At 69.5% G+C, this 25,138-nt stretch carries 29 protein-coding genes; 25 read left to right on the forward strand and 4 right to left on the reverse strand.

Annotated features, from left to right (window positions below; translation table 11 throughout):
- Positions 1 to 190 precede the first annotated feature (190 nt).
- The 10 genes from pdhA (at position 191) to ACZ5UM_RS06855 (ending at position 9,721) form a co-directional block, all read left to right on the forward strand.
- Positions 191 to 1,297: a pyruvate dehydrogenase (acetyl-transferring) E1 component subunit alpha gene (pdhA, locus tag ACZ5UM_RS06810; RefSeq protein ID WP_464847710.1), complete on the forward strand. Its 1,107-nt coding sequence runs from the start codon at positions 191 to 193 to the stop codon at positions 1,295 to 1,297.
- Complete coding sequence (locus ACZ5UM_RS06815; RefSeq protein ID WP_464847711.1) at positions 1,290 to 2,270, forward strand: alpha-ketoacid dehydrogenase subunit beta; 981 nt, start codon at positions 1,290 to 1,292, stop codon at positions 2,268 to 2,270. The genes pdhA and ACZ5UM_RS06815 overlap by 8 nt, the downstream gene beginning before the upstream one ends.
- 25 nt (positions 2,271 to 2,295) lie before the next feature.
- Positions 2,296 to 3,639, forward strand: coding sequence for a dihydrolipoamide acetyltransferase family protein (locus ACZ5UM_RS06820; protein ID WP_464847712.1), 1,344 nt, complete (start codon positions 2,296 to 2,298; stop codon positions 3,637 to 3,639).
- 9 nt (positions 3,640 to 3,648) lie between these two features.
- On the forward strand, positions 3,649 to 5,061 hold the full coding sequence (gene lpdA, locus ACZ5UM_RS06825; protein WP_464848303.1) for a dihydrolipoyl dehydrogenase: 1,413 nt from the start codon (positions 3,649 to 3,651) through the stop codon (positions 5,059 to 5,061).
- Positions 5,062 to 5,176: 115 nt separating this feature from the next.
- Positions 5,177 to 5,863 carry a response regulator transcription factor gene (locus ACZ5UM_RS06830; protein ID WP_464847714.1) on the forward strand — a complete coding sequence of 229 codons (687 nt, stop codon included), beginning with the start codon at positions 5,177 to 5,179 and terminating at the stop codon, positions 5,861 to 5,863.
- Positions 5,864 to 5,870: 7 nt separating this feature from the next.
- A complete protein-coding gene (locus ACZ5UM_RS06835; RefSeq protein ID WP_464847715.1) occupies positions 5,871 to 7,247 on the forward strand; it encodes a sensor histidine kinase in 1,377 nt (458 codons plus the stop codon).
- A 98-nt stretch (positions 7,248 to 7,345) separates the two neighbouring features.
- Entirely contained in the window at positions 7,346 to 8,821 is a 1,476-nt protein-coding gene (locus ACZ5UM_RS06840; protein ID WP_464847719.1) for a S1C family serine protease, read from the forward strand.
- Between the two features lie 110 nt (positions 8,822 to 8,931).
- Positions 8,932 to 9,120, forward strand: coding sequence for a hypothetical protein (locus ACZ5UM_RS06845; protein WP_464847721.1), 189 nt, complete (start codon positions 8,932 to 8,934; stop codon positions 9,118 to 9,120).
- Positions 9,121 to 9,231: 111 nt separating this feature from the next.
- The gene (locus ACZ5UM_RS06850; RefSeq protein ID WP_464847722.1) at positions 9,232 to 9,474 is read left to right on the forward strand and encodes a YkuS family protein; all 243 of its coding nucleotides are present in this window, start codon (positions 9,232 to 9,234) and stop codon (positions 9,472 to 9,474) included.
- A gap of 16 nt (positions 9,475 to 9,490) precedes the next feature.
- Entirely contained in the window at positions 9,491 to 9,721 is a 231-nt protein-coding gene (locus ACZ5UM_RS06855; RefSeq protein WP_464847723.1) for a thiamine-binding protein, read from the forward strand.
- Between the two features lie 27 nt (positions 9,722 to 9,748).
- Here ACZ5UM_RS06855 and ACZ5UM_RS06860 read toward each other — a convergent pair whose 3' ends face one another.
- Positions 9,749 to 9,946: a small, acid-soluble spore protein, alpha/beta type gene (locus ACZ5UM_RS06860; RefSeq protein WP_464847725.1), complete on the reverse strand. Its 198-nt coding sequence runs from the start codon at positions 9,944 to 9,946 to the stop codon at positions 9,749 to 9,751.
- Positions 9,947 to 9,973: 27 nt separating this feature from the next.
- Entirely contained in the window at positions 9,974 to 10,207 is a 234-nt protein-coding gene (locus ACZ5UM_RS06865; protein ID WP_464847727.1) for a DUF1540 domain-containing protein, read from the reverse strand.
- Between the two features lie 426 nt (positions 10,208 to 10,633).
- Here ACZ5UM_RS06865 and speD point away from each other — a divergent pair, with 426 nt between their 5' ends.
- The 6 genes from speD (at position 10,634) to ACZ5UM_RS06895 (ending at position 17,123) form a co-directional block, all read left to right on the forward strand.
- Complete coding sequence (gene speD / locus ACZ5UM_RS06870; protein WP_464847729.1) at positions 10,634 to 11,029, forward strand: adenosylmethionine decarboxylase; 396 nt, start codon at positions 10,634 to 10,636, stop codon at positions 11,027 to 11,029.
- A gap of 209 nt (positions 11,030 to 11,238) precedes the next feature.
- Positions 11,239 to 12,093: a site-2 protease family protein gene (locus ACZ5UM_RS06875; protein WP_464847731.1), complete on the forward strand. Its 855-nt coding sequence runs from the start codon at positions 11,239 to 11,241 to the stop codon at positions 12,091 to 12,093.
- Positions 12,094 to 12,214: 121 nt separating this feature from the next.
- The gene (locus ACZ5UM_RS06880; RefSeq protein WP_464847732.1) at positions 12,215 to 14,125 is read left to right on the forward strand and encodes a TIGR03960 family B12-binding radical SAM protein; all 1,911 of its coding nucleotides are present in this window, start codon (positions 12,215 to 12,217) and stop codon (positions 14,123 to 14,125) included.
- On the forward strand, positions 14,100 to 14,780 hold the full coding sequence (locus ACZ5UM_RS06885; RefSeq protein WP_464847735.1) for a TIGR03936 family radical SAM-associated protein: 681 nt from the start codon (positions 14,100 to 14,102) through the stop codon (positions 14,778 to 14,780). Before ACZ5UM_RS06880 ends, ACZ5UM_RS06885 begins: the two co-directional genes overlap by 26 nt.
- A gap of 88 nt (positions 14,781 to 14,868) precedes the next feature.
- On the forward strand, positions 14,869 to 15,255 hold the full coding sequence (locus tag ACZ5UM_RS06890) for a DUF4342 domain-containing protein (RefSeq protein WP_464847736.1): 387 nt from the start codon (positions 14,869 to 14,871) through the stop codon (positions 15,253 to 15,255).
- 158 nt (positions 15,256 to 15,413) lie between these two features.
- Positions 15,414 to 17,123, forward strand: coding sequence for an Rne/Rng family ribonuclease (locus ACZ5UM_RS06895; protein ID WP_464847740.1), 1,710 nt, complete (start codon positions 15,414 to 15,416; stop codon positions 17,121 to 17,123).
- On the opposite strand, the gene ACZ5UM_RS06900 is transcribed toward ACZ5UM_RS06895, so the two are convergent.
- Together ACZ5UM_RS06900 and ACZ5UM_RS06905 are read right to left on the reverse strand one after the other, a co-directional pair.
- On the reverse strand, positions 17,120 to 18,742 hold the full coding sequence (locus ACZ5UM_RS06900; protein ID WP_464847742.1) for a glycerol-3-phosphate dehydrogenase/oxidase: 1,623 nt from the start codon (positions 18,740 to 18,742) through the stop codon (positions 17,120 to 17,122). The genes ACZ5UM_RS06895 and ACZ5UM_RS06900 overlap by 4 nt on opposite strands.
- Before the next feature lie 216 nt (positions 18,743 to 18,958).
- A complete protein-coding gene (locus ACZ5UM_RS06905; protein WP_464847744.1) occupies positions 18,959 to 19,174 on the reverse strand; it encodes a hypothetical protein in 216 nt (71 codons plus the stop codon).
- A 354-nt stretch (positions 19,175 to 19,528) separates the two neighbouring features.
- On the opposite strand from ACZ5UM_RS06905, the gene rplU reads away from it, so the two are divergent.
- From rplU to rsfS, 9 genes are all read left to right on the forward strand, one after another.
- A complete protein-coding gene (gene rplU / locus ACZ5UM_RS06910; RefSeq protein ID WP_464847748.1) occupies positions 19,529 to 19,843 on the forward strand; it encodes a 50S ribosomal protein L21 in 315 nt (104 codons plus the stop codon).
- Between the two features lie 4 nt (positions 19,844 to 19,847).
- Positions 19,848 to 20,177: a ribosomal-processing cysteine protease Prp gene (locus ACZ5UM_RS06915; RefSeq protein ID WP_464847751.1), complete on the forward strand. Its 330-nt coding sequence runs from the start codon at positions 19,848 to 19,850 to the stop codon at positions 20,175 to 20,177.
- A gap of 4 nt (positions 20,178 to 20,181) precedes the next feature.
- Positions 20,182 to 20,469 carry a 50S ribosomal protein L27 gene (gene rpmA, locus ACZ5UM_RS06920; RefSeq protein ID WP_464847753.1) on the forward strand — a complete coding sequence of 96 codons (288 nt, stop codon included), beginning with the start codon at positions 20,182 to 20,184 and terminating at the stop codon, positions 20,467 to 20,469.
- Positions 20,470 to 20,592: 123 nt separating this feature from the next.
- Positions 20,593 to 21,870: a GTPase ObgE gene (obgE, locus tag ACZ5UM_RS06925; protein WP_464847754.1), complete on the forward strand. Its 1,278-nt coding sequence runs from the start codon at positions 20,593 to 20,595 to the stop codon at positions 21,868 to 21,870.
- Positions 21,871 to 21,910: 40 nt separating this feature from the next.
- Positions 21,911 to 22,207 (forward strand): ribosome assembly RNA-binding protein YhbY, encoded by a 297-nt coding sequence (gene yhbY / locus ACZ5UM_RS06930; RefSeq protein ID WP_464847756.1) that lies wholly within the window; start codon positions 21,911 to 21,913, stop codon positions 22,205 to 22,207.
- 13 nt (positions 22,208 to 22,220) lie between these two features.
- The gene (gene nadD, locus ACZ5UM_RS06935; protein WP_464847759.1) at positions 22,221 to 22,841 is read left to right on the forward strand and encodes a nicotinate-nucleotide adenylyltransferase; all 621 of its coding nucleotides are present in this window, start codon (positions 22,221 to 22,223) and stop codon (positions 22,839 to 22,841) included.
- Entirely contained in the window at positions 22,834 to 23,412 is a 579-nt protein-coding gene (gene yqeK, locus ACZ5UM_RS06940; protein ID WP_464847760.1) for a bis(5'-nucleosyl)-tetraphosphatase (symmetrical) YqeK, read from the forward strand. The genes nadD and yqeK overlap by 8 nt, the downstream gene beginning before the upstream one ends.
- Complete coding sequence (locus ACZ5UM_RS06945; RefSeq protein ID WP_464847762.1) at positions 23,409 to 24,644, forward strand: LCP family protein; 1,236 nt, start codon at positions 23,409 to 23,411, stop codon at positions 24,642 to 24,644. Before yqeK ends, ACZ5UM_RS06945 begins: the two co-directional genes overlap by 4 nt.
- 74 nt (positions 24,645 to 24,718) lie before the next feature.
- Positions 24,719 to 25,078: a ribosome silencing factor gene (rsfS, locus tag ACZ5UM_RS06950; protein ID WP_464847766.1), complete on the forward strand. Its 360-nt coding sequence runs from the start codon at positions 24,719 to 24,721 to the stop codon at positions 25,076 to 25,078.
- Positions 25,079 to 25,138 lie beyond the last annotated feature (60 nt).

The following is a 25,138-nucleotide window of genomic DNA, read 5'->3' on the forward strand; positions in this document are numbered from 1 at the left end:
AGAGTCGAACCATGTCGACTGTTTTTTTCTATCGTCCGTATCTCCACGAGGAAGATAAGGAACAAAAATTATAGGGAGGTACAATAACCCTGTCAACCGATTCCCGGTGAATTGCAGTCTGGAGGCGGTATGAATCGCTTTTCCGGCGGCAAGATACATGACGTGCACGATGGCAGAAGGAGGTCATCTCGTGGAACTGCAGACCGCACTCCCCCGGGGGGATCAGCTCTTTCCCGTACGGCAGGTCCTTCGGGCGGACGGCACGCTCGCGGAGCCGCTGCCGGCCTTCCTGACCCTGGACCTGTTGAAGGACGTTTACCGTAAGATGGTTTTTCTGCGGGTATACGACCAGCGGTGCCTCAACCTGCAGCGGCAGGGCCGCATGGGCACCTTTGCCCCGTTCAGCGGGCAGGAGGCCAGCCAGGTGGGTTCGGCGTACCTGCTCCGGCCCGATAAGGACTGGATCTTCCCCACCTACCGCGACCACGGCGCCATGCATGTGATGGGTGTCCCGCTGGTGAGCATCCTGCGTTACTTCATGGGCGACGAACAGGGCAGCCGTGCCCCGGAAGGCGTCAACGCCTTCCCCATCTCCATCCCCATCGCGACCCAGCTCCTGCACGCCGTAGGGGCTGCCTGGGCCGGGAAGCTGAAGGGGGAGGACACCGTGGCCGTCGGCTACGCCGGCGACGGCGGCACCTCGCCCGGCGACTTCCACGAGGCCCTGAACTTCGCCTCCGTGTTCAACGTCGGCACGATTTTCTTCATCCAGAACAACCGCTACGCCATCTCGACGCCCAACAGCCGCCAGTTCAAGGCGCCGACCATCGCCCAGCGGGCCCTGGCCTACGACATGGCCGGGGTGCGGGTGGACGGCCAGGACGTGGTGGCGGTGCTGTCGGTCATGCACGAGGCCATCGAGCGGGCGAAGTCGGGGGGCGGCCCGACCCTGATCGAATCGGTCACCTTCCGCTACGGGCCGCACACGACGTCGGACGACCCCAAGCGCTACCGCTCCCAGGAAGAGCTGGAGGAGTGGCAGGCGAAGGACCCCATCGAGCGGCTGCGCCGCTACCTGGTCGCACAGGGGCAGTGGTCGGACAGCGACGACGAAGCGCTCTGGTCGCAGGCGCGGGAGCAGGTGGCCGCGGCCGTGGCTGAGGCCGAGGCCATGCCGCGCCCCTCGGTCGACGATCTGTTCGACTACCTGTACGCGGAGCCGACGCCGAACCTGCTGCGGCAGAAGGCGGACCTGAAGGCGTACCTGGCGAGAAAGGAGGGCGGGGCCCGTGGCTAAGCTCACCCTGATTCAGGCGATCAACGACGCGCTGCGCGTCGCCATGCGGCAGGACAGCAGTGTCGTGCTGCTGGGCGAGGACATCGGCGTCAACGGCGGCGTGTTCCGCGCAACCGACAAGCTTATCGACGAGTTCGGACCCGACCGGGTGATCGACTGCCCGCTGGCCGAGTCGGGCTTCGTGGGCGCCGCGATCGGCATGGCGGTGAACGGCCTGAAGCCGGTGGTCGAGGTGCAGTTCGACGGCTTCCTGGCGCCGGCCCACGAGCAGGTGGCCAATCACCTCTCCCGCATCCGCCACCGCAGCCGGGGCCGCTTCACGTGCCCGATGGTCATCCGCATCCCCTCGTGGGGCGGCATCAAGGCGCTGGAGCACCACTCCGAGTCCATCGAAAACTGGTACCTGAACATCCCCGGGCTCAAGATGGTGGCGCCGTCAAACCCGTACGACGCCAAGGGCCTTCTGCTCGCGGCCATCGCCGACCCCGACCCGGTGCTCTACATGGAGCCCAAGCGGCTCTACCGGGCGTTCCGGGCGGAGGTGCCGGAGGGCTGGTACACGGTGCCGCTGGGGCAGGCGGCCGTCGTGCGGGAGGGCAGCGACCTGACCGTGCTGAGCTACGGCGTGCACGTGCACACGGCCCTGGAGGCGGCCGAGCAGGCCGCCGCGCAGCACGGGTGGCAGGCCGAGGTGATCGACCTCCGGTCGCTGAACCCGCTGGACCTGGATACCATCATCGCCTCGGTGAAGAAGACTGGCCGCGCCGTGGTGGTCAGCGAGGCCCCGCGCACGGGCGGTTTCCACAGCGAGCTGGTCGCCCTGATCAACGACCACGCCCTGGAGTACCTGGAGGCGCCCGTGGCCCGGGTGACCGGCTTCGACGTCCCCATGCCCTACCTGCTGACCGAAGACCTGTACATCCCCGACGCAGGACGGGTCCTCGAGGCCATGCAGGCCGTCAGGACCTACTAGGCACGGAAGGAGCAGAAGCAGAGCCATGGCATTTGAGTTCAGACTTCCCGATGTGGGCGAGGGGCTGCATGAGGCCGAGCTCCTGCGCTGGCTGGTGAAGGAGGGCGACACGGTCACCGAGGACCAGCCGATCATGGAGGTGCAGACCGACAAGGCCGCGGTGGAGATCACCTCGCCGGTGAGCGGCCGGGTGGTCAAGCTCCTGGGCCAGCCGGGCGACATCCTGAAGGTCCACAGCGTCGTGGTGATCTTCGACGACGGCTCGCCCGGCGCGCTGCCGACGGCGGAGGAGGTGGCCTCCGGCGTTGCGGCCGCGGCGCCGGGAGGGGAGCAGCCCCAGGCGTCGCTGGACGTCCCCGCGCCGGCCGCCCCCGCGGCGCCCGCTGCGGCGGCGGCAGTCCCGGCCGCTCCCGCCCCGGCTGCCGAGCCTCCGCGCCGCGCCCTGGCCGCGCCGGCCACCCGGCGGCTGGCCCGTGAGCTGGGGGTCGACATCAACCAGGTGCCGGGCACCGGCCCGGCGGGCCGCGTGACCAGCGAGGACGTGCGCGCCTTCGCCAGCGGCCGGGCCGCACCTGCACAGGCCCAGACCGCCGGCGCAGCCGGGCACGCCGGGGCTCCGCCCGCGCCCGCTCAGCCCGCCGCTGCCCCTGCCGCGCGCGCGGAGGGAGACCAGGAGCGGCTGCCGCTCCGGGGCATCCGGAAGGTTATTGCCGAACGGATGGTGAAGTCGAAATATACAGCTCCGCACGTTACGGCAGTAGAAGAGGTGGACATGACGGAGCTCCTGGCCTTCCGCGCCCAGGCGAAGGAGCTGGCCGCGCGGAAGGGCATCAAGCTGTCGTTCATGCCCTTCGTCATCAAGGCGGTGGTCGCAGCCCTGCGGGAGTTCCCGTACCTGAACGCCTCCATCGACGACGAGGCGCAGGAGATCGTGCTGCACAAGCGCTTCCACATCGGCTTCGCGCTCGACACCGAGGCGGGTCTGCTGGTGCCTGTCATCAAGGATGCCGACCGCAAGCCGGTCTTCACCATCGCCGCGGAGATGAACGACCTGATCGCCCGCGGCCGGGAGGGGAAGCTGGCGCCGGACGAGATGCGCGGCTCCACCTTCACCATCTCCAACCAGGGCTCCATCGGCGGCCTCTTCTTCACGCCCGTCATCAACCACCCGGAGGTGGCGATCCTGGGCATCGGGAAGACCCAGGAGCGGCCGGTGGTGCGGGACGGGGAGATCGTGATCCGCCAGATGGCCTACCTGGCGCTCTCCTTCGACCACCGCCTGATCGACGGCGGCATGGCCACCCGCTTCCTGAACCGCCTCGCGGAGCTGCTCAGCGATCCAACCCTGCTCATGATGGAGGCGATGTAAACCGTGGTCATGGGATCCATCAAGACCGGCACCGACGTGGTGGTCATCGGCGCGGGCCCCGGAGGGTATGTGGCCGCCCAGCGGGCGTCGCAGCTGGGCCTGGACGTCACCCTGATCGAGCGCGAGGAGCTGGGCGGGACGTGCCTCAACCACGGCTGCATCCCGTCCAAGGCGCTGATCTCGGTGGGCGACCTGCTCCACAGGGTCAACAACGCCGCGGACCGGGGGCTGGTGGTGAAGGGCAGCGTCGAGGTCGACTTCGCCAGGACCCAGGAGTGGAAGGAGACCAAGGTGATCAAGCGGCTGACCGCCGGCGTGGCCTCGCTGATGAAGGCCGGCCAGGTGGAAGTGGTGAAGGGCAAGGCCCGCTTCACCGACCCCCACTCGCTGGAGGTGGAGCTGAACGACGGCGGCACGGCCGCGTACAGCTTCAAGCACGCCATCATCGCCACGGGCTCCACGGCCATTAACCCGTCCTTCTTCCCGCTGGACGGGGAGAACGTGGTCGACGCCCGGGGCGCCCTGGCCTTCCGGGAGATCCCGGCCCGGTTCGTGGTCGTGGGCGGCGGGTACATCGGCGTGGAGCTGGGCATCGCCTACGCCAAGCTGGGCTCGAAGGTGACCATCGTCGAGGCCACCGGCCAGCTGCTGCCCGGCACCGACCCCGACCTGGTGAACGTCCTGATGCGGCGGCTGCGCAGGCTCGGGGTGACCGTAATGCTGAACGCCCGGGCGTCCGGCGGCCTGCAGGACGGCAAGGTGAAGGTGCAGGACGGCGAGGGCAAGACCCACGAGATCGAGGCGGACAAGGTGCTCGTCTCCGTCGGGCGGGTGCCGTACACCGAGGGGCTGCAGCTGGAGAAGGCCGGGGTGAAGGTGGACGAGAAGGGCTTCATCCCCGTCGACGAGCAGATGCGGACCAACGTCCCGCACATCTACGCCATCGGCGATGTCTGCTCGCCGGTGATGCTGGCGCACAAGGCCAGCGCGCAGGGGCGGGTGGCGGCCGAGGCCATCGCCGGGCTGCCCGCCGCGGCCGACTGGCAGACGGTGCCGGCGGTCATCTTCACCGATCCGGAGATCGCCTACGTGGGGCTCACCGAGGCCCAGGCCCGGGAGAAGGGTTACGACCCCGTCGTCGCCCGGTACAACTTCGCCGCCGTGGGCCGGGCGCTCACCATGGGCGAGTCTGACGGCATGGTGAAGCTGGTGGGCGACCGGCAGAGCGGCCTCCTGCTGGGGGCGCAGATGGTCGGGCCCGAGGTGTCGGAGCTGATCGGCGAGATCACCCTGGCCATCGAAATGGGGGCCCAGGTGGAGGACGTGGCGCTCACGCCCCACTACCACCCGACGCTGTCGGAGGGCATTCTGGAGGCGGCGCTCTCCTGGATGCACAGCATCGAGAAGGCCGGGCGCAAATAGCGCAAGAAGGGGCCGGAGGAGCTCAGACCCTCCGGCCCCTTCGCCTGTCCCCTTTCGCCGCGCAGCGGCGGTCTTCTATACTAGAGGTGAAGTGCGCGCAAAGGGGTGATTCCGCATGTCGCTCCGGGTTCTGGTCGTGGACGACGATCCCAAGATCACCGCCTTCCTGCGCAGGAGCCTGGCACTGGAGGGGTACGACGTCACCGTGGCCAACAGCGGCACGGAGGCGCTGCGCATCGTCGGCGCCGCCCCGCCGGACCTCATGGTGCTGGACATCATGATGCCCGACGTCGACGGGCTGGAGGTCTGCCGCCGCATCCGGGCCGCCGGGGAGACGTTCCCGATCCTGATGCTCACCGCGCGCGACGCGGTGAGCGACCGGGTAAAGGGGCTTGACCAGGGCGCCGACGACTACCTGGTCAAGCCGTTCGCCCTGGAGGAGCTGCTGGCCCGCCTGCGGGCCCTGAGCCGCCGCGGCGCGCCCGCCCAGGGGGACGACGGCCACCGCGTGCTGCAGTACGCCGACCTCCGGCTGGACACCGCCACGCGTGAGGCGTTCCGCGGCGAGCGGCAGATCTCGCTCACGGCCAAGGAGTACGAACTCCTGCATCTCTTCCTCTCGCACCCGCGCCAGGTGCTCACCCGCGACACCCTCATGGAGAAGGTGTGGGGCTACGACTACTCCGGCGAATCCAACGTGCTGGAGGTCTACGTTGCCTACCTGCGGAACAAGCTGGAGGCCGGGGGAGAGCCGCGGCTGATCCAGACGGTGCGGGGCGTCGGGTACGTCCTGAAGGAGTGAGCCACACGTGTCGCTTCGGCTCAGGCTGGCGCTGTTCTACACGGCGCAGCTGACGGCGGCGCTGCTGCTGTTCAGCTTTCTCATGTACGGCGCGCTGCGGTGGAACTACATCCGGGAGGTGGACGCCTCCCTCTACTCCGTGGCTTGGCGGGTCGCGGAGAACATGCAGCGGTACTGGCGCATTCCCTCGCTGAAGGGGCTCGCGGACCGGTCGACCTTCATCCTGGTCCGCACCGACGAGCTGGTCATCGCCCAGTCCACCGATTTCGGCACCTTCCCCGTGCCGGCGGAGGCCCGGGCGGGCCGGGCCACCTATACCACGGAGCGGGACATCAACGGCGAGCCTTACCGGCTGTACACCCTGCCCGTCTACGTGGACGACGCGCCGTTTTTCTGGGTGCAGGTGGCGCAGCCGCTGCGGCTGCTGGAGCGGGTGCTCACGAACCTGCGGCCGATCCTGGGCGCGGGCACGGCCGGCTTCGCCCTGCTCACGGGCGCCGTGGCCTGGTGGCTGGCCGGGCGGGCCATCGCCCCGGTGCAGCGGGTGGCCGCCGCCGCGGAGTCCATCGGGCAGTCGGCGGACCTCAGCCTCCGGGTGCCCTACCGCGGGCCCCAGGATGAGGTGGGCCGGCTCGTGCATACCTTCAACGGCATGCTGGACCAGCTGCAGGAGCTGTACGGCCGCCTGGCGACGGCGGTGGACGCCCAGAAGCGGTTCGTCGCCGACGCCTCCCACGAGCTGCGCACGCCGCTGACGATCATCCGCGGCAACATCGACTACCTGGAGCGGGCCGGCACGCTCGACCCCGAGGCCCTCTCCGACATGAAGGCCGAAGCCACCCGCATGTCGCAGCTGCTGGAGGAGCTGCTGGCGATGGCGAGGGCGGACGCGGGCCAGAAGCCGGAACTGGAGCCGCTGGCCCTGGGTCCGCTGGCGCGGGACGTCTGCGACAAGGCCCGGGCCCTGCCCCACGACGTGGAGTTCGTCGTCGAGCTGCCCCCGGCGCTCGACCGGGTGACGGTGCTGGGCCACGCGGAGTGGCTGCGCCGGGCCCTGCTGATCCTGCTGGACAACGCCTTCAAGTACACCCCCAGCGGGTCGGTGACCGTGCGGGCCGGCCGGCAGGGCGAGGGCGTCGTGCTGCAGGTGATCGACACCGGCCCCGGCATCCCGCCCGAAGACCTGCCCCGTGTCTTCGACCGCTTCTACCGCGGCGATCCGGCCCGGTCCCGGGGAGGCAGCGGGCTGGGGCTGGCCATCGCCTCGTGGGTGGCGGGGATGCACGGCGGCCGGCTGACCGTGGAGAGCAAAGTGGGAGAAGGGTCGACATTCAGCCTCTGGCTGCCCATCTACCGCCCGGGCGCCGCGCAGACGAATTCTTAGCTTCCTCTAAGAGTGCGTTCATTTGCGTTTCAGCCGGGCGTCCTATGATCAACATGCAGGCTACAGACCGATGGGGCACATAAGGGAGGACGCCACCCATGTATGATGATCAGTTTGACCGCAGACCGGGGCCGGATCCGGAGCAGCGGCCGGACGAGCCGCTGAGGGCGGAAGAGCCGGCTGCGCCGCAGGAGCCGGTGAGCCCGGATGAGCTGACGGGGCCGCAGGAACAGGCGGGGCCGAAGGAGCCGGTGAGCGCGGCGGGGGCGCCGGCGGGGGCGGAAGAGGCGGCGGCACCTCCGGCGGATGAGTCCGACGCCCGCCCGGAGCTGGAGCTGCCCGAGATTCCCGCGTCCGCGCCCCCCGCTCCCATGGCGCCGCTGTACGATCCGCCGCGGTTTGAACCGCGGGAGAAGCAGAGCGGCCGAGGCCGGGGCTGGCGGCTCGTCGCTGCCGCCGTGGCGCTGGTGATGCTTTCGGCCGCGGTCGCCAGCGGCTCCACCTACTACCTCATGAAGGAGCACCTGGCCGCGCAGCCCGCGAACTACCAGCAGCCGCTGCCGTCGGCGCCGCTGCAGCCCGTCGCGCAGTCCGTGGCCGAGATTGGGGCCAGCGTCATCCCCGAGATCTACCGGCGAGTCTCGCCGGCGGTGGTTTCGATTGAGGTGGTGGCCGGCCGCGGGTTCTACCGGACCACAGGCGCCGGTTCCGGCTTCGTCGTCGACCCGGAGGGCTACATTCTGACCAACTACCACGTCGTGGAAAACGCCTGGCGCATTACGGTGAAGTTCGTGGACGGCGCCACCATGGATGCGCAGGTGGTCGGCACGGACCGCACCAGCGACCTGGCCGTGCTGAAAGTGGATCCCGGTGACAAGCAGCTCATCGCTGCGGTCCTGGGCGACTCCGACCAGGTGCAGGTGGGCGAGCTGGCCATCGCCATCGGCAACCCCTACGGCAACGAGTTCACCGTGACCGCGGGCATCGTCTCCGCCGTGGGGCGGGAGATCGTCGAGCCCACCACGTCCATCCCCGGCGCGATTCAGACCGATGCGGCCATCAACCCGGGGAACTCCGGCGGCCCGCTGCTCAACAGCCGCGGCGAGGTCATCGGCGTGAACACCGCCATCCAGACGCCGTCGCAGTTCTCAGGGAACGTGGGTCTCGGCTTCGCGGTGCCGATCAACACCGCCAAGGCGATTCTGCCGACGCTGATGGCCGGCGAGAGCGTCAAGCGGCCGTGGCTGGGGGTCGAGATCGCAACCGTGGATGATTGGTACGCCCGGGTTCTCGGCCTGGACCGGACCGAGGGCGCCGTGGTGGTGCAAGTGATTCCCGGCACGGCGGCTGCCGAGGCCGGGCTGCGCTCGGCCGAGTACGACCAGCTGAACCGGCTGGTCAGCGCCGACGTCATCATCGCGCTGGACGGGCAGAAAGTGACCAGCAGCGACGACCTGCGCAACCGCATCATGCAGGAATACAAGGTGGGCGACGAGATCGAGCTGACCGTCATCCGCGATGGGCAGGAGCTGACGCTCCGGGCCACGCTCACCGCCCGGCCGGACAACCAGTAGAGCGCGCAGCGCCCGGGCGCATCCGCGCCCGGGCCGCGTCGTCAGTTTCTCCCCTGAGCGGGCAGACTAATCCTGCGGGATGGCTGCCCGCAGGAAGGAGGAACCGGAGCGTGGCGAACAAGAAGCGCCAGGCGACGCCGGCCGGCGGCCGCGCCGATGCGGCGCAGACGATGGGCCTGGAACACGGATCGCCATCTCTCGTGGCGCAGGACAGCCCTGACGATCCGCAGACCGGCGCCCCGTCGGGGCAGGCGCGCCGCAACCGGGCGAAAACCCCCTCAGGTGAGGGCGACCGGTAGGCCGCCCGGCAGATCCTGCTGCCCTGCCGGGAGCATGGAACCCTGCGCCCCGCGCAGACTATGTTCTGGCCTCCCGTCTCGTGAGACCAGACCTGTGCGGAGGTGTTGTCGATGCGCGTTGCGGTGGAAGACGGGCTTGAGAACGTGAAGCAGGCCCTGCGGGCCGAAGGGTACCAGGTCACCCGGCTGTCGCCCGGAAGGATGGAGGGGGTCGGGGCGGCCGTGGTCACCGGCCTGTCCAACAACTTCATGGGCATTCACGATACCGACGGCAACCCGTTCCCGGTGATCGACGCCACGGGCAAGACCGTGGATGAGGTGATCCGGCAGGTGAAGGAGCGCGGCCTGCACTAGCGGGAGGTGAACCCCCGTGGCCCTTGTCGAGATCAGCGTGGTGCAGGTGGGTCCCGACGGCCCCCTGGCCGCCGGCCCCACCCGCACGGTCATGGAGGGGGATGTCCCCGCGCTGATGCAGATCGCGCAGGACATGCACCGCGCGGCCTTTCACGACGGCACGCACCGGGTCGTCACCAACATCAGCATCGACGAACGCCGTGACGAGGATCTGCGCGCGGAGGCCCCGGTGGCCTGGCCGGAATAAGGAAGGGGGGCGTGATGCCCCCCTCCTTCATTGACTGCGTGACGGGTCGGGAGTCTGGCCGGCCAGCGCCTGCTGGGCCGCCTGGATGGCGTACTTGACCATGTTCCCTGCTTCTCTGGAGGTAAGCTGACCGTAGTCGCCTGGCTGCACCCGGTCGCCGGCACCCTGAAGGCGCGCAAAGTGCATCTTGGTCTCGTCGGAGAGCAGCGAGCGTCTGCGTGCCATGGCAATTCCCCTCCCGTTTGGCTGGCATCACTTGGAGATGCGTCGGATGCCGGGTTTCGGGCCCTGTTCCCTGGGAATGAAGGTCTCGCAAAGCGTGTGGTTGGATTCCCGCGCCTGCCCGCCGATGTCGCCGACTTCCATGTCCGCGCCGCCCATCGCGGCGGGGTTGGCCCGCACCATGATCTCCTCGGCTACGCAGTTGTCGCCGGCGCCGTAGTAGTAGCAGCTGCTGACGGTGCAGCGGACCTGCTGACTGGCCATCGCGTTCACCTCCCCGACTAGTCTGGGCCGTTCTCCGGCCCTTCATACCGGCGGTATGCAGGGCGCGCGCGCAAACCGCGGAGAATTTGTCTCCTCAACCCTTGCAGTGGGGGGCGGAACGCGATATATTGTGAGAGGTTGCCACTCCAACTGGTGTGGTGACGACTCAGAATAGACGGCGTGGAGAATACTGGTCTTGACATTCTGGGGTTTGTCGTTTACAATCCGTGCTATTGCACGGCCAAGCAGACCAGGCCACGCTGATCTGGAGGTTGAGATCGTCTCAACACTGTCTTGTGGAACCGAATAGGAACCTAGCACGCCTTAAAGGGTTGGGGCTGTGCCCGACTTTTCCCCCGTTGGCGTGACGATGGTCCCGTCTAGCTTGAGAGGGCTAGAAATGATTGCCGAAGGGGGAGTTCTACCATGGCCTACTCGACCTATGGCCGCCACGTCACCATGGACCTGCGCGAGGTTGCCTTCGAGAAGCTGAACGACGTGCGGTTCTTGAAGGAGATCATGTACGAAGCCGCAGCCCAGTGCGGAGCCACGGTGGTCGGTGAGAGTTTCGTCCAGTTCAGCCCTCAGGGCGTCACTGGCGTCCTGGTCCTGTCGGAGTCTCACCTCTCGATCCATACCTACCCTGAAGAGGGCTTTGCTGCGATCGACTGCTACACTTGCGGCTATACGGTTGATCCGACCGTCGCCTGCGAGTACCTCAAGGCGGCACTGGGAGGTCGGGTAGCGGGTTATCGAGCCCTCCGCCGTGGTAGCGGAGCCATCGAGGACCTGAACACGCTGCATCTGGCCGCAGCCAACTAGAAGCCCGAGACAGAATACCGAGTGCATGCTCACGAGGCTTCCGTGCGGAGCCTCGTTTTTGTCTGCGCTGCCGGCCCCGTTTCGCCCCGGTTCGGACCGGGCATGAACGGCGGGGCCCGTCCATACACTCCGGGAGGAGGGGTGGCGATGGACGGGCGAGCACGGTATCCGGGGGGAATCGTTCCCTGAGGCTCGGCAGCATCGGCGGCGTGCGGATCGAGGTGCACTGGCTCTTCCTTCTGGCGCTCCTCGCCGCCGCCCTAAGCGGGTACTACCTGGAGGCCCTGATCCTGCTCGGTTCGCTGGCGGCGCACGAACTGGCCCACCTCACGGCGGCGTGGCTCCTGGGGGTGGACGTCGAGGCGCTGGTCCTCACGCCCTTCGGCGGCATGGCCCGGCTCGACCCCTCCCTGGAGACTGACCCGCAGTCGGAGGTCTCGGTGGCCCTGGCCGGGCCGGTACAGTCGTTCCTGCTGGCCGGTCTGGCCAGCTTCCTGATGGGCGACGCCCTGTTCGACCCCTCCCTGGTGCGCTTCTTCTTCCAGGTGAACGCCAACCTGGCGTTCTTCAACCTGATTCCTGCCCTGCCCCTGGACGGCGGGCGCGCCCTGCGCGGCCTTCTGGCCCAGCGCTGGGGGTACCGGCCGACCACCCTGTGGATGGCCCGGCTGGGCATGCTCTCGGGCGCGGCCATGCTGGCCGCCGCCCTGGGCGTGCTGGCCGGCTCCGGCCAGGTGTTCCTGACCCCGCTCGCGGGCGGCCTGTTCCTCGCGCTGGGCGCTGCGGCGGAGGGGGATGAGGCGGTGTTCCGGTCGTACCGGCAGTTCCTGCACAAGCGGCAGCGGATGGCCCGGCAGCGGATCATTCCCGGGGGTACCCTGGTCGTCGTGGAAGGGACCCGCATCGAGGAGGTGCTGGACCGGCTGTCCGCGCGGCGGTACCACCTGGTGCTGGTAGTGGACCGGTCCCTGCTCCCCGTGGGTACCCTGCACGAGGCGGAGATCCTGGACGCGTTCCAGTCGCTGGGGCCCCGCGCGACCGTGGAGCAGGTGCTGGACCACTAGCCGCACGCCCCGCCCGAAGCGGCGGGGCCGGCTTATTTTAAACCGCGGTTTACTTACCCGCCGCTTTCGCGTAACATCAACCTAGGTGACCGCAATCACAGACACGAAAAGGGGTGATGGCATGGCCGAGACCCTGCGCGAGCGCATCGAGCGGGTGCTCCCCCGGGTCTCCAAGCCCGCCCGCTACACCGGCGGCGAGTGGAACGCCGTGGTGAAGGATCACGCTGCGGTAGACGTCAAGGTCGCCTGGACTTTCCCCGACGCGTACGAGGTGGGCATGTCCCACCTGGGCTCGCTGATCATGTACCACCAGATCAACCGGCGGGACGATGCCTGCTGCGAGCGGGCGTACGCCCCCTGGACCGATATGGAGAAGGAGATGCGGGCGGAGGGGATCCCGCTCTTCACCCTGGAGACCTGGACGCCCGTGCGCGACTTCGACATCATCGCGTTTCCGCTGCTCTATGAGCTGACCTACACCAACCTGCTGACCTGCCTGGACCTGGCCGGCGTCCCCCTGTTCTCGGACCAGCGCACCGAAGCCGATCCGCTGGTGATCGCCGGCGGGCCCTGCGCCTTCAACTGCGAGCCGCTGGCGCCGTTTCTGGACGTGGCGGTGCTGGGGGACGGCGAGGAGGTCATCCACGAGATCCTCGACACCTACAAGGCCTGGCGGGACGCGGGACGGAAGGACCGGCGGGAGCTGCTGCGGCGGTTGGCCGGCATCACCGGCTGCTATGTGCCGGGCCTGTACGAGGTCACCTACAACCCCGACGGCACGATCCAGGAGTACCGGCCGACCGAGCCCGGTGTGCCGAAGGTGGTCGACCGGGCCACGGTGAAGGACCTGGACAGCATCGACTACCCGACCCGGCCCGTGGTGCCCAACACGCAGATCGTCTTCGACCGGGCGCAGGTGGAGGTCTTCCGGGGCTGCACCCGGGGTTGCCGCTTCTGCCACGCGGGCTACATCACCCGCCCGGTGCGGGAGCGGTCGCCGGAGGTGGTGCAGCGGCTGGCCCGGGAGATCGTGAAAAACACCGGGTACAGCGAGCTCTCGCTGGTCTCGCTCTCCACGGCCGACTACACCGACGTGCGGCAGACGGTCGGCCGGCTGTCGGACGAGCTCCGGTGCGACGGCGTGAACGTGACCCTGCCCTCCACCCGGGTCGACGCCTTCTCGGTCGCCCTGGCGGACGCGGTGAGCAAGGTGCGGAAGGGCTCGATCACCCTCGCGCCCGAGGGCGGCTCGGCCCGCATCCGGCGGGTCATCAACAAGACCGTCTCTGACCGGGACATCCGCGACGCCATGCGGGCGGCTTTCCGGAGCGGCTACCGGGCGGTGAAGCTCTACTTCATCCTCGGGCTGCCCACCGAGACCGACGCCGACCTGGAGGCGATCGCCGAGAAGGGCCGCTGGGCCCTGGAGATCGCCGAGGAGGAGCTGGGCCGGCAGGAAGCCCGGAAGGTCCGGGTGACCATTTCGGTCTCGGTCTTCGTGCCCAAGCCGCACACCCCGTTCCAGTTCGAGCCGCAGGTAACCCTGGAGGAGGCGCGCCGGCGCCAGGAGTACATCAAGCGCTTCCTGAAGGACCGGCGCATCGACTACAAGTACCACGAGGCCGACGTCAGCCACATCGAGGCCCTGCTTTCGCTGGGGGACCGGCGGGTCGCCGCGGCGGTCCTGAAGGCGTGGCAGATGGGGGCCCGGTTCGACGGCTGGAACGAGCACTTCGACTACAACCTGTGGCTGCGGGCATGCGCCGAGGCGGGCGTGGACGTGGCGTTCTACACCTACCGCCGCAAGGGCTACGGGGAGCGGTTCGCCTGGGACCACCTCTCGCCGGGGCTGAGCCGCGAGTGGCTGATCGACGACCACCGCCGGGCGATGTCCGAGGTGGAGGTCGAGGACTGCCGGTGGGAGAACTGCGACCTGTGCGGCGTCTGCATGCGCTACGACGTGCTGCCGACCTTGAAGCCCGCGGGCTTTGTGGGAGAGGACGACATTGCGGTTACGGATTCGACTGGCTAAGCTGGGCCTGGCAAGGTTCCTGTCGCACCTGGATTTTCAGCGGGTGGTGGAGCGGGGGCTGCGGCGGGCGGAACTGCCGCTGGCCTTCACCCAGGGGTTCAGCCCGCACCCGCGCATCAGCTACGCCTCCGCCCTGGCGACGGGGACCAGCAGTGAGGGCGAGTTCATCGACGTGGACCTGACGGAGCCCGTGGAGCCCGAGGCGTTCGTGGCCCGGGCCAACGCCGCCCTGCCGCCCGACGTGCGGCTGCTGGAGGCCCGCGCCGTCCCCGAGGGCGGCGCGTCGCTGATGTCGCGCATCAACGCCGCCGAGTACCGGCTGACGGTGGAGGGCGCGGGCGAGGCCCCCCTGGCGGCGGCCGCGGCCCGGTTCCTGGAGGCGGAGCAGGTCGTGGTGAACCGGGAGGGCCCGTCGGGCTCCCGGTCCGTCGACATCCGCCCGCACGTGTACCGGCTGGAAGTGGAGGGGCCCGGCCAGCTGCGGGCCCTGGTGCAGACCGGGTCGCAGGGCAACGTGCGGCCGGAGGAGGTCGTGGCGGCCCTCAGGCAGCTCTCGCCCGAGCTGGCGGAGTTCGGGCTCGTGCGCGCCCACCGGCTGATGCTCTACCGGCGCGACCCCGAAACCGGGGCGTGCGCGGAGCCGTGGGGACTGTGACGCCGTGAAGGATTGTGCGGAGAGAAGACGTCTTACCCAGTGGGTTCGCCCGTTCGGACCCGACGCCGAGGAGGAGGGAGGTCGTCCGATGGAGGAACGGGAGAAGCTGGAGAAGATGGACCTCTTGCGCAACCGGTTCAAGATCTCGTACGCCCGGGCCCGGGAGGTGCTGGAGGCCAGCGACTGGGATGCGGTGGCCGCGGCCATCCGGCTGGAGGAGGAACAGGCGCCGAAGGGCTTCTTCACCGAGGAGATGAAGGTCAGCGGCAAGGACCTGGTGGAGACGCTGAAGCGCATCCTGCACGAGGGGAACGTCAACCGCATCATCGTGCGGGACCCCAAGGGCCTGGAGATCCTCAACCTGCCCGTCAGCGGCGCGGTGGTATTCGCCCTGATCCTGCCGGTGCTCACCGCCCTCAGCGCGGCGGTGATCCTGGCCCTGGACTACACGGTCGTGGTGGAGCGCAGCTACTAGAGGACGGAAACGGGCACAGCCCCGCCGGGAGGCCGGCGGGCTGTGCCCGTTCGGCTGCCGCCCTCAGCAGGAGTCGGCCGGGCCTGAGAAGAAACCCCAATATATTTGGGATACTATCCCCAGAGGCAGCCATCCCCAAGAGAGAAGGGGCTTTTTTCATGCGCAAGGAGATACTCGTCACGGTCGACATCGACCAGACCCGGGCGGCCGTGCTGGAGGACGGCCAGCTGGTCGAGCTGTACATCGAGCAGGCGGTTCACCAGCGCATCGTCGGCAACATCTACAAGGGCAAGGTCGAGAATGTGCTGCCGGGGATGCAGGCAGCCTTTGTCGACATTGGCCTGGAGCGGAACGCCTTCCTCTACGTCGACGACGCCCAGCCCGGCCGGGCGCAGGTGGAGGGGGAGGAGCCGGCGCCGCGCACCGGCCGCCGCCCGACGATCGGGGAGCTGGTCCGGACCGGGCAGGACATCCTCGTCCAGGTGGCCAAGGAGGCCATCGGCACCAAGGGGGCCCGGGTCACCCGCAACATCACGCTGCCCGGGCGCTTCCTGGTGCTGATGCCCAACGTGGACTACATCGGCGTCAGCCGGCGCATCACCGATGAGCGGGAGCGGGACCGGCTGAAGCAGATCGCCCAGAAGGTCAAGCCGCCGGGCATGGGCCTGATCGTGCGCACGGTGGCCGAGGGCGCCGGCGAGGAGGAACTCGCCCACGACGCCGCCTTCCTGGCCCGCCACTGGCAGCAGATCGCGGCCCGGGCCCATGCGGCCAGAGCCCCCTCCCTGGTCTATCACGACCAGGGGCTCATCCACCGGCTGGTGCGCGACGCGCTGGACGACACGGTCAGCCTGTTCCTGGTGGACCAGCGGGCCGCCTACGACACCGCGGTCGAGGTGGTGGAGCTGCACGCGCCGGCGCTGCGGGACCGCATCAAGCTGTACACCCGCAGCGACCAGACCCTCTTCGACTACTACGGCGTGGAGATGGAGATCGAGAAGGCCCTGCGCAAGCGCGTGTGGCTGAAGAGCGGCGGCTACATCATCATCGACCAGACCGAGGCGCTGACCGCGATCGACGTGAACACCGGCAAGTTCGTAGGCTCCACGAACCTCGCCGACACTGTCTTCCGGACCAACCTGGAGGCTGCCCGGGAGATCGCCCGGCAGCTGAGGCTGAGGGACATCGGCGGGATCATCATCATCGACTTCATCGACATGGACCGGGAGGACCACCGGCAGCAGGTGATTCAGGCCCTGGAGGAGGCGCTGAAGCGGGACCGCACGCGGTGCAACATCCTGGGCCTCACGCAGCTGGGACTCCTCGAGATGACCCGCAAGAAGTCGCGGCAGAACCTGGCGGAGGCCCTGACGAGGCCCTGCCACTGCTGCGACGGCCGGGGGAAGCTGTTCAGCGAGGAGACCATGGCCCACCGGGTGCGGGCCGAGATCCGGCGGATCATGAAGCAGTCCTCCAGCGAGGCGCTGCTGATGGAGGTGCACCCGTCGGTGGCCGCCCTGCTCATCGGCCCCGGCGGCGCCAATCTGCGGGCGCTGGAGGAGGAGCTGGCCCGCACCATCTACATCCGGGGCAACAGCGAGATCCACCCGGAGTCCTGGAGCCTGAAGGCCCTGGGCACCCGGGAGGAGGTGGAGGCCCGGGCCCGGCCGGTCTCCGTCGGCCAGGTGATGGCGCTGCGCATCGACGAGGCCCACGCCACCAACCCCGCCGACGGGATTGCCCGCGTGGACGGCTACGTCATCGATGTCGAGGGGGCCGGCAGCTTGGTCGGGCAGGTGGTGGAGGTGGAGATCGTCAAGGTCTTCCGCACCTACGCCCGGGGCCGGCTGGTGGCAGAGAACGGCTAGGCGCGGGCGGGCGCGTCGGCCCGCCAGGCGAACATGGCGTCAATCTGCGCGGCGGCGCGGGCGATTTCCGCCTGCGCCGTCTTCTCGTTCCAGTCCAGGAGCGCCCCCATCTCCGCGGCGAGGGCCGCAAGGAGCGGCCGCCCGTTGTCGGGGGTGAAGAGCATCAGGTCCGTGCGCCGGGCGATCACGTCTACCAGGTGCACCGCCATCTCCGCCTTCACGGCGTGGCGGGCCTGGGCCCGCCGCCAGCGCAGGGCGGGGTCTTCCCCGGCCAGCGCCCGGGCCTCGTCCGCCACCTGCTCCAGGGCCGCGCCGTACCAGTCTGCCAGCCGGTCCACCAGCGCCGGCTCGCCCAGCTCCGCCGCCAGCGCCGCCTTCCGCTCGGAGGAGGGCAGCCCGGCCGCCGCCCCCGGCAGCGGGGCCGTGCTGGCCGCCGCGTGCGCGCCGCCGCGGGTGGCGGGGAACAGGGCGTCGACGATGTGGCTCGCCATGGCCCGGAACGCCGTCAGCTTGCCCCCGGCCACGGTGACCAGCCCCGACGGGCTGGGGAACAGCTTGTAGTCCCGGGAGGCGGCGGAGGGGTCGCCGCCGGCGCCGGATCGGATCAGGGGGCGGAAGCCGGACCAGGCGGCCCGGACGTCCTCGGGGGTCAGCACGGCCTCGGGGAAGAGCCGGTTCGCGGCGTCCAGGATGTACTCGACGTCGGCCCAGGTGATGCGGTAGTCGCCCGGGTCGCCGTCGTGGTCGGTGTCCGTCGTGCCCACGTAGGTGCAGCCGGCCGAGGGTACCGCGAACATCATGCGCCCGTCCCGCCCCCGCATGACCACCGCGTGCTCGATGGGCAGCCGGCGGCGGGGCAGCACCAGGTGGACGCCCTTCGTCAGCCGGAGCAGACCCGGTGCGGCGGGATCGTCCAGGCGGCGCACGGCGTCCGCCCAGGGGCCCGCGGCGGCCAGAAACCGTTCGGCCTGCACGGTGAAGGTGGCGCCGGTCACCCGGTCCTCCACCTCGGCGCCGGTGATGCGCCCCGCGCCGTCCTTGCGGAAGCCGGTGACCGCCAGGTAGTTGGCGACGGCGGCGCCGTGCGCGGCCGCCGACTGGATGACCTCCAGCGTCAGCCGCCCGTCGTCGGTGCGGGAGTCGGCGTAGAGGGCGCCGCCCCGGAGGCCGTCCTTGCGGAGGAGCGGCTCGCGCGCCCGGAGGGCCTCCGGCGCCAGCATCTTGTGCGGGATCGGGTTGTGACGGCCGGCAAACAGGTCGTAGAAGGTCAGGCCGACGTGCAGCATCCAGAGCGGGTCGGGGTCCCCCGCGTAGACCGGGAACAGGAAGGGCGTGGCCTTGACCAGGTGCGGGGCCATGGTCAGCAGCCGCTGCCGTTCCACCACAGATTCCCGGACCAGCCGGAACTCGTAGTTCTTCAGGTAGCGCAGCCCGCCGTGAATCAGCTTCGTGGACCGGGAGCTGGTGGCGCCGGCGAAATCGGCGGCCTCGACCAGCCCCACCCGGAGCCCGCGCAGGGCCGCTTCCCGGGCCACGCCGGCGCCGGTGATGCCGCCGCCGATCACCAGCAGGTCGAACCGTTCCGATGCGAGGCGCTGAAGCATGGTGCTGCGGTTCATCTGCGGATCCCTCCTCAGAGAAGACGAAACGAGCCACCGACAGCCGGGGACCCGCCTCCAGGGCGGCCCCGGGCCTGTCGATGGCTCTCCTGTTCTCCACCATCGATCAGCGATCTTTGTTGGTTAAGTTTATTATACCTGTTTCGTTCTCCACGGGCAAGACGAGCCGGTTCGCGGCGCCCGGCTTCGCCGGGGCGCCGCAGCCTCAAGCCGCGGTCACGGCCTGTCACCCCGGCGGCCGCCCCGTCGGAAGCCGAAGAGGGCGACGGCCACGGCGGCGCCGCCGGCGAGCGCCAGGTGGCCGCTGACGCCGAGCAGGAACACCCCGGCCGCGGCGAGAAGCAGCCAGAGCAGCCCCCCGCGGCGCGCGGCGCCGTCTTCCGGACCCGCGCAGGTGATGCGCGCGAGAAGCGCGGAGATGTTCAGCAGCACGGTTCTCACGCCTCCTATTCCGTCGCTGGCCGGTCGTCGTTCGCCGCCGGCCGGGCCGGCCGCGACCGCGGCATCGGGCGGGACCGCCCTCGCCACGCCGGCAACTGACCTGTGAGATGACATTGTATTACACCTTTTCCGAAAAGGCAAGCCGTCTGGCTGCTGCGTGCGCAGGCGAAACCCGGCGTGCGCCATTGACACGCGTGGCCAACCCATGCTAACATTACATGTCGCCTCCGCGCGGCCTCCGGTCGGCACCGGGGCCTGTGGTGGCAACCGCTCGGGGCGGGTCCTGCAAATCGCCGTCAGGCGTACCTGGCCGCCGGCGAGTCTACATCATCGGAGGTGTTCCGTTTGACTTACGCGATCGTGGAGACGGGCGGAAAGCAGTACCGGGTCCAGGAGGGTGACACCCTGCGGGTCGAGAAGCTGGCGGCCGGCGAGGGCGAGAGCGTCGTCTTCGACAAGGTCCTGGCGATCAGCCGCGACGGCAAGGTGACCGTCGGCGCCCCGTACGTCGAGGGCGCCAAGGTGACCGCCAAGGTGGCCAAGCAGGGCAAGGGCCCCAAGATCATCGTCTTCAAGTACCGCAACAAGACCAACTACCGGCGCAAGACCGGCCACCGGCAGCCCTTCACCGCAGTCACCATCGAGTCCATCGAGGGGTAATCCGGTGATCACGGTTCGGGTGGGCCGGGCGGAAGACGGCTCGGTGGTCTCACTGGAGACCGAGGGGCACGCGAGCTACGCGGAGCCGGGCGAGGACATCGTCTGCGCCGGGGTCACGGCCCTGGTGGTGACGGCGCTGATCGGGCTGAAGCGCGTGGCGGGGCACCCGCACGAGGGGCGGGCCCGGAGCGGCAAGGCCTGGTGCCGGCTGCTTCCCGGCGGCACGCCTGAGTCCCGCCTGAAGGCCCAGGCGATCCTGGAGACCACGGTACTCGGACTCAAAGATATTGCGAAGGATTATAAGGATTTTGTCCGCGTGACGGAGGGAGGCTGACCCCATGTACCTTCAGCTTTTCGCGAGCAAGAAGGGCGTCGGCTCGACCAAGAACGGTCGTGACTCGAACCCCAAGTATCTCGGTGTGAAGAAGGGTGACGGTTCGCTGGTCACCGTCGGTCAGATCATCGTGCGCCAGCGGGGCACCAAGATTCACCCCGGTGCGAACGTGGGCCGCGGCAAGGACGACACCCTGTTCGCGCTGGTGGACGGCATCGTGAAGTTCGGCCGCAAGGGCGCCAACCGGAAGCAGGTTTCCGTGGTGCCCATCGAGCTGGCCGTCGAGGCGTAAGGCAGATTCCGGAGGCCCCAGCACCCGGCGGTGCTGGGGCTTCTTCCACGGCGGCGCCCGGCACATAAGGGCCGGTCGGCCGGCTAAGCCTACCGACGAGAAACCGGTCTGGGGCGTGATACCATGTTCGTGGATGTCGCCCGCATCTATGTGAAGGGCGGCGATGGCGGCCGGGGATCCAACTCGGTGCGGCGGGAGAAGTTCGTCCCGATGGGCGGGCCCTGGGGCGGCGACGGCGGCCGCGGCGGCGACGTCGTGTTCGTCGTCGACCCCGGCCTCAACACCCTGATCGACTTCAAGTACCAGAAGCACTTCAAGGCCCAGCGGGGCGAGCACGGCGGTCCGAAGGGGATGCACGGCCGCAAGGGGGAGGACCTGGTGGTCAAGGTGCCCCCGGGGACCGTGGTGAAGGACGACGACACCGGCGAGATCCTGTTTGACCTGGTGGAGCCGGGCCAGCGCGCGGTGGTCGCCCGGGGCGGCCGCGGCGGCCGGGGCAACATGCGCTTCGCCACGCCCACCAACAAGTGCCCCACCTTCTACGAGAAGGGCGAGCCGGGCGAGGAACGCTGGCTGCTGCTGGAGCTGAAGGTGGTGGCCGACGTGGGGCTGGTCGGCTTCCCCAACGCCGGCAAGTCCACATTCCTCTCCGCGGTCAGCGCAGCCCGTCCGAAGATCGCCAACTACCCGTTCACCACCCTGACCCCGGTCCTGGGCGTCGTCGACCTGGGCGAGGGGCGCTCGTTCGTCATCGCCGACATTCCCGGCCTCATCGAGGGGGCGCACCAGGGGGTGGGGCTCGGGCACGAGTTCCTGCGCCACGTGGAGCGGACGAAGGTGCTGATCCACGTGCTGGACGGCGCCGGGACAGAGGGCCGCGACCCGCTCAGCGACTTCGACGTCATTCAGAACGAGTTGCGCGCCTACAACCCGGAGCTGGCCGCCCGGCCGACCCTGGTGGCGTTCAACAAGATGGACCTGCCCGAGGCGCGGGAGAACCTGCCGCGGGTGCGCGAGGCCCTGGAGGCCCGGGGGTACCGTGTCTTCCCCATCTCCGGCGCCACGCGGGAGGGCTTCCGCCCGCTGCTGCAGGCGGCGTACGGCCTGATTCAGCAGTGGGTGCCGCCGGAGCCCGCGGCGCCCGAGGTGGAGAAGGTGTACCGCCCGAAGGAGGAGGGCTGGCGGATCTACCGCTACGGCGGGATGTGGCACGTGGAGGGCAAGGAGATCGAGCGGCTGGTGGCCATGACCATGTGGGAGAATGACGAGGCCGTCGCCCGCTTCCTCCGCATCCTCCGGCTGAAGGGCATCGAACAGGCCCTGCGGGAGGCCGGCGCCGAAGACGGCGACACCGTGCGGATCTGCGATATCGAGTTCGAACTGACGGCCGACCCCGTCTGACCGGCCGTGGTCGTCGGCGCGTGGAGGAGATGAGACGAGCATGGAGCTCAGGGGCAAGCAGAAACGCTTCCTGCGGGCGATGGGCGTGACCATGAACCCGATCCTGACCATCGGCAAGGACGGCGTGACGGAAAACGTCATCCGGCAGGCCGACGGGGCGCTCACGGCCCGGGAGCTGATCAAGGGCCGGGTGCTGCAGACGGCGCCGGCGGAGCCGGCGGCCATCGCGGCGGAGGTCGCGGAACGCACCGGCGCCGCACTGGTCCAGGTCCTGGGCCGGAACTTCCTGCTGTACCGGCGGAACCCGGAGGAGCCCAGGATCACCCTGCCGGACTGAGGGGGGCGGTTCCATGGCGCGCGTCGCCATCCTCGGCGGCACGTTCGACCCCATCCACCTGGGCCACCTGGCGGCGGCCCAGGGGGTGCTGCACCTGACGGACGTGGAGCGGGTCATCTTCATGCCCAACCTGCAGCCGCCCCACAAGGCGGGGCTCCCGGTGACGGCGGCGGAGCACCGGGCCGCGATGGTGCGGCTGGCCATCGCCGGCAACCCCGGCTTCGCCTTCTCGGACCTGGAGCTGCGCCGCCCGGGGCCGTCGTACACCATCGAGACCTTCCGGGCCCTGGCGGCCGAGCGCCCGGACTGGGAGCCCGCCTTGGTCATCGGGCTGGACAGCCTGCTGGAGATCCGCACCTGGCGGGAGTGGGAGAGCCTGCTGCGCAGCGTCGACGTCTTCGCGGTCACCCGGCCCGGGTACGACCTGGCCGCGGCGCACCGGCTGCTGGCGGAGCTGGGCCCGTGCCTTTCCGCGCGCGTGCGGCTCCTGGAGATCCCCGGGGTCGCCGTCGCCTCGGCCGACCTTCGCCGGCTGGCCGCCCGGGGCTACCCGCTCCGCTACCTGGTCCCCGACCCGGTGGCCGAGTACATCGCCGCCCACGGGCTCTACCTGCGGGGCGATCGCGATGGCTGAGTGGCGCGCCCTGGAGTCCCTGCTGCAGCGGCAGGTGACCGGCGAGCGGCTGGCGCACACCTACCGGGTGCTGGAGTTCGCCCGCCGCCTGGGCGAGATCCACGGCGCCGACGACGGCCAGGTGGCCGTGGCCGCCCTGATGCACGACTACGCCAAGCCGCTGCGGCCTGACGACCTGCTCCGGGAGGCGGAGCGGCTGGGCCTCGCCGTCCACCCGGTGGAACGGGCTGAGCCGCACCTTCTGCACGGTCCCGTCGCCGCGGGCCTGCTGGCCGAGCAGGGGCTGGTGACCGACCCCGAGGTGCTGCGGGCCATCGCCACCCACACCACCGGCCGGGCGGGGATGGGCCTGCTGGAGAAGATCCTGTACGTCGCGGACTACGCGGAGCCGGGCCGGCGCTTTCCCGGCGCGGCGGAGGTCCGCGCCCTGGCGGAACAGGACCTGGACCGCGCCCTGCTGGCTGCTCTCGACAACTCGCTGGTCTACCTGGTCGGGCAGGGCTGGCTCATTCACCCGGCGTCGGTGGAGGCGCGGAACTGGCTGCTGCAAAGGAGGCATGGGCCCGGATGAGGTGGGCCAGGTGGGTCGCCCTGGTGGCGGTGCTGCTCATCGCCGGGGGCGCCGTGTACGTGTTCGGCTCGCTGGGCGCGGCGGTGAACCGAAGCTACGTGCCCAACGACCCCGACGTGGCCCCTGAGCTGCGGGCGGCGCCGGTGCAGCCGGGCGAGCGCATCAACGTCCTCGTCATGGCCCTGGACCGGGAGGCGGTGCGGACCGACGTCCTGATCCTGTTCTCTCTGGACCTGGAGGAGAAGCGGGTCGGGGCCATCCAGATCCCCCGGGACACCCGGGCCTTCCTGGCCGGGGAGGGGACCATCGAGAAGGTGAACCACGCGTACGCCTACGGCGTGCGGGACGGCGATCCCGCCTTTCCGCCCAACCTGCGGGCCCTGAAGACCGTCGAGGGGCTGTTGGGCGTGCGCATCCACCACACGGTCGTCGTCGACATGGAGGCCTTCGTGCGGGCGATCGACGAGATCGGCGGGGTGGAGGTCGACATTCCGTTCAAGATGGAATATGACGACCCAGCCCAGGACCTGCATATCCACTTTGAGCCTGGGCGACAAGTACTTGACGGCAAGCAGGCCCTTGAATATGTACGCTGGCGACATAACAATGATGGTACAGGGTATCCCGACGAGGACCTGGGCCGGATCCGCGCCCAGCAGGCGTTCATGCGGACGGTGCTGGCGAAGGTGACCAGCCCCGGAAACCTGGTGCGGCTGCCGGCCCTGGCCCAGACGCTGGCGGGCTACGTCGAGTCCACGATCGAGCCTTCCCGCCTGCCCGCCCTGGCCGCCCTGGTCGCGGGCCTGAAGCCGGAAGCGCTGGAGATGACGACGCTGCCCGGCGCCAGCGCCAGCCTGTACGACGAGCAGTTCGGCCAGTACGTCAGCTACTACCTGCACGACCCCGTGGCGACCCGCCGGCTGGTCGACCGGCTGGTGAACGGCATCGACCCCGGGAAGGCGGCAGCGATCCGGGTAGAGGTGGCGGCCCGGGCCGGGGACCCGCGCGCGGAGGCGATCCTCCGCCGGATGGCCGAGCAGGGGTTTCAGGTGCGCCGCGCCGAGCCGCCCGAGAGCCCGCCCGGGGCCGTGACCGTCGTGCCGGCCGGGCCGGACAGGGCCGGGGCCCTGCTGGTGGCCCGGTCGCTGATGGCCCAGGGCTACCCGGTCGAGATGGTCGAGGACGTCCCCGAGTCTACCGGGATCGTGCGGGTCCTGCTCCCCGAGCGGTAGAGCAGGAACCTGTGGTTGCGGGGCGAATACGGTGAAGTATCGATAGACAATTTGCACGAAAGGAGAATGCCGGATTGACGGATTCCGCCGAGTTGGCCCAGTGGGCTGCCATCGCTGCTGAGGAAAAGAAGGCCCGGGAGGTCCGCATACTGGACATCCGCTCCATCAGTGTGGTGGCCGACTACTTCGTCATCTGTTCGGGCACCAGCGGAACCCATGTGCGGGCGATCGTCGACCACGTGGAGGAGGAGCTGGAGAAGAAGGGGTTCAGACCCCGCCATGTGGAGGGTTACCGCAACGGGCGGTGGGTGCTGCTCGACTTCGGTGACCTGGTGGTTCACGTGATGCAGGAAGACGAGCGGTCTTTCTACAACCTGGAGCGGCTCTGGGGCGACGCGGTGGAGGTCGCGGTCGGGACTCCGGCTGTCGGTTAGCGAGATGGGGATTTGCGGGACGGCGAGAGGCCGTCCCTTTTTTCGTACACACTATATGTC

The sequence above is a fragment of the Symbiobacterium ostreiconchae genome (assembly GCF_055396975.1).

Bases quoted from the DNA above. Each gene is read 5' to 3' on its own strand.
- ACZ5UM_RS06820 (WP_464847712.1), top strand. From the start codon at position 2,296: ATGGCATTTGAGTTCAGACTTCCCGATGTGGGCGAGGGGCTGCATGAG.
- lpdA (WP_464848303.1), top strand. From the start codon at position 3,649: ATGGGATCCATCAAGACCGGCACCGACGTGGTGGTCATCGGCGCGGGC.
- ACZ5UM_RS06830 (WP_464847714.1), top strand. From the start codon at position 5,177: ATGTCGCTCCGGGTTCTGGTCGTGGACGACGATCCCAAGATCACCGCC.
- ACZ5UM_RS06840 (WP_464847719.1), top strand. From the start codon at position 7,346: ATGTATGATGATCAGTTTGACCGCAGACCGGGGCCGGATCCGGAGCAG.
- ACZ5UM_RS06850 (WP_464847722.1), top strand. From the start codon at position 9,232: ATGCGCGTTGCGGTGGAAGACGGGCTTGAGAACGTGAAGCAGGCCCTG.
- ACZ5UM_RS06860 (WP_464847725.1), bottom strand. From the start codon at position 9,946: ATGGCACGCAGACGCTCGCTGCTCTCCGACGAGACCAAGATGCACTTT.
- ACZ5UM_RS06865 (WP_464847727.1), bottom strand. From the start codon at position 10,207: ATGGCCAGTCAGCAGGTCCGCTGCACCGTCAGCAGCTGCTACTACTAC.
- speD (WP_464847729.1), top strand. From the start codon at position 10,634: ATGGCCTACTCGACCTATGGCCGCCACGTCACCATGGACCTGCGCGAG.
- ACZ5UM_RS06880 (WP_464847732.1), top strand. From the start codon at position 12,215: ATGGCCGAGACCCTGCGCGAGCGCATCGAGCGGGTGCTCCCCCGGGTC.
- ACZ5UM_RS06890 (WP_464847736.1), top strand. From the start codon at position 14,869: ATGGAGGAACGGGAGAAGCTGGAGAAGATGGACCTCTTGCGCAACCGG.
- ACZ5UM_RS06895 (WP_464847740.1), top strand. From the start codon at position 15,414: ATGCGCAAGGAGATACTCGTCACGGTCGACATCGACCAGACCCGGGCG.
- ACZ5UM_RS06900 (WP_464847742.1), bottom strand. From the start codon at position 18,742: ATGAACCGCAGCACCATGCTTCAGCGCCTCGCATCGGAACGGTTCGAC.
- rpmA (WP_464847753.1), top strand. From the start codon at position 20,182: ATGTACCTTCAGCTTTTCGCGAGCAAGAAGGGCGTCGGCTCGACCAAG.
- obgE (WP_464847754.1), top strand. From the start codon at position 20,593: ATGTTCGTGGATGTCGCCCGCATCTATGTGAAGGGCGGCGATGGCGGC.
- yhbY (WP_464847756.1), top strand. From the start codon at position 21,911: ATGGAGCTCAGGGGCAAGCAGAAACGCTTCCTGCGGGCGATGGGCGTG.
- nadD (WP_464847759.1), top strand. From the start codon at position 22,221: ATGGCGCGCGTCGCCATCCTCGGCGGCACGTTCGACCCCATCCACCTG.
- yqeK (WP_464847760.1), top strand. From the start codon at position 22,834: ATGGCTGAGTGGCGCGCCCTGGAGTCCCTGCTGCAGCGGCAGGTGACC.
- ACZ5UM_RS06945 (WP_464847762.1), top strand. From the start codon at position 23,409: ATGAGGTGGGCCAGGTGGGTCGCCCTGGTGGCGGTGCTGCTCATCGCC.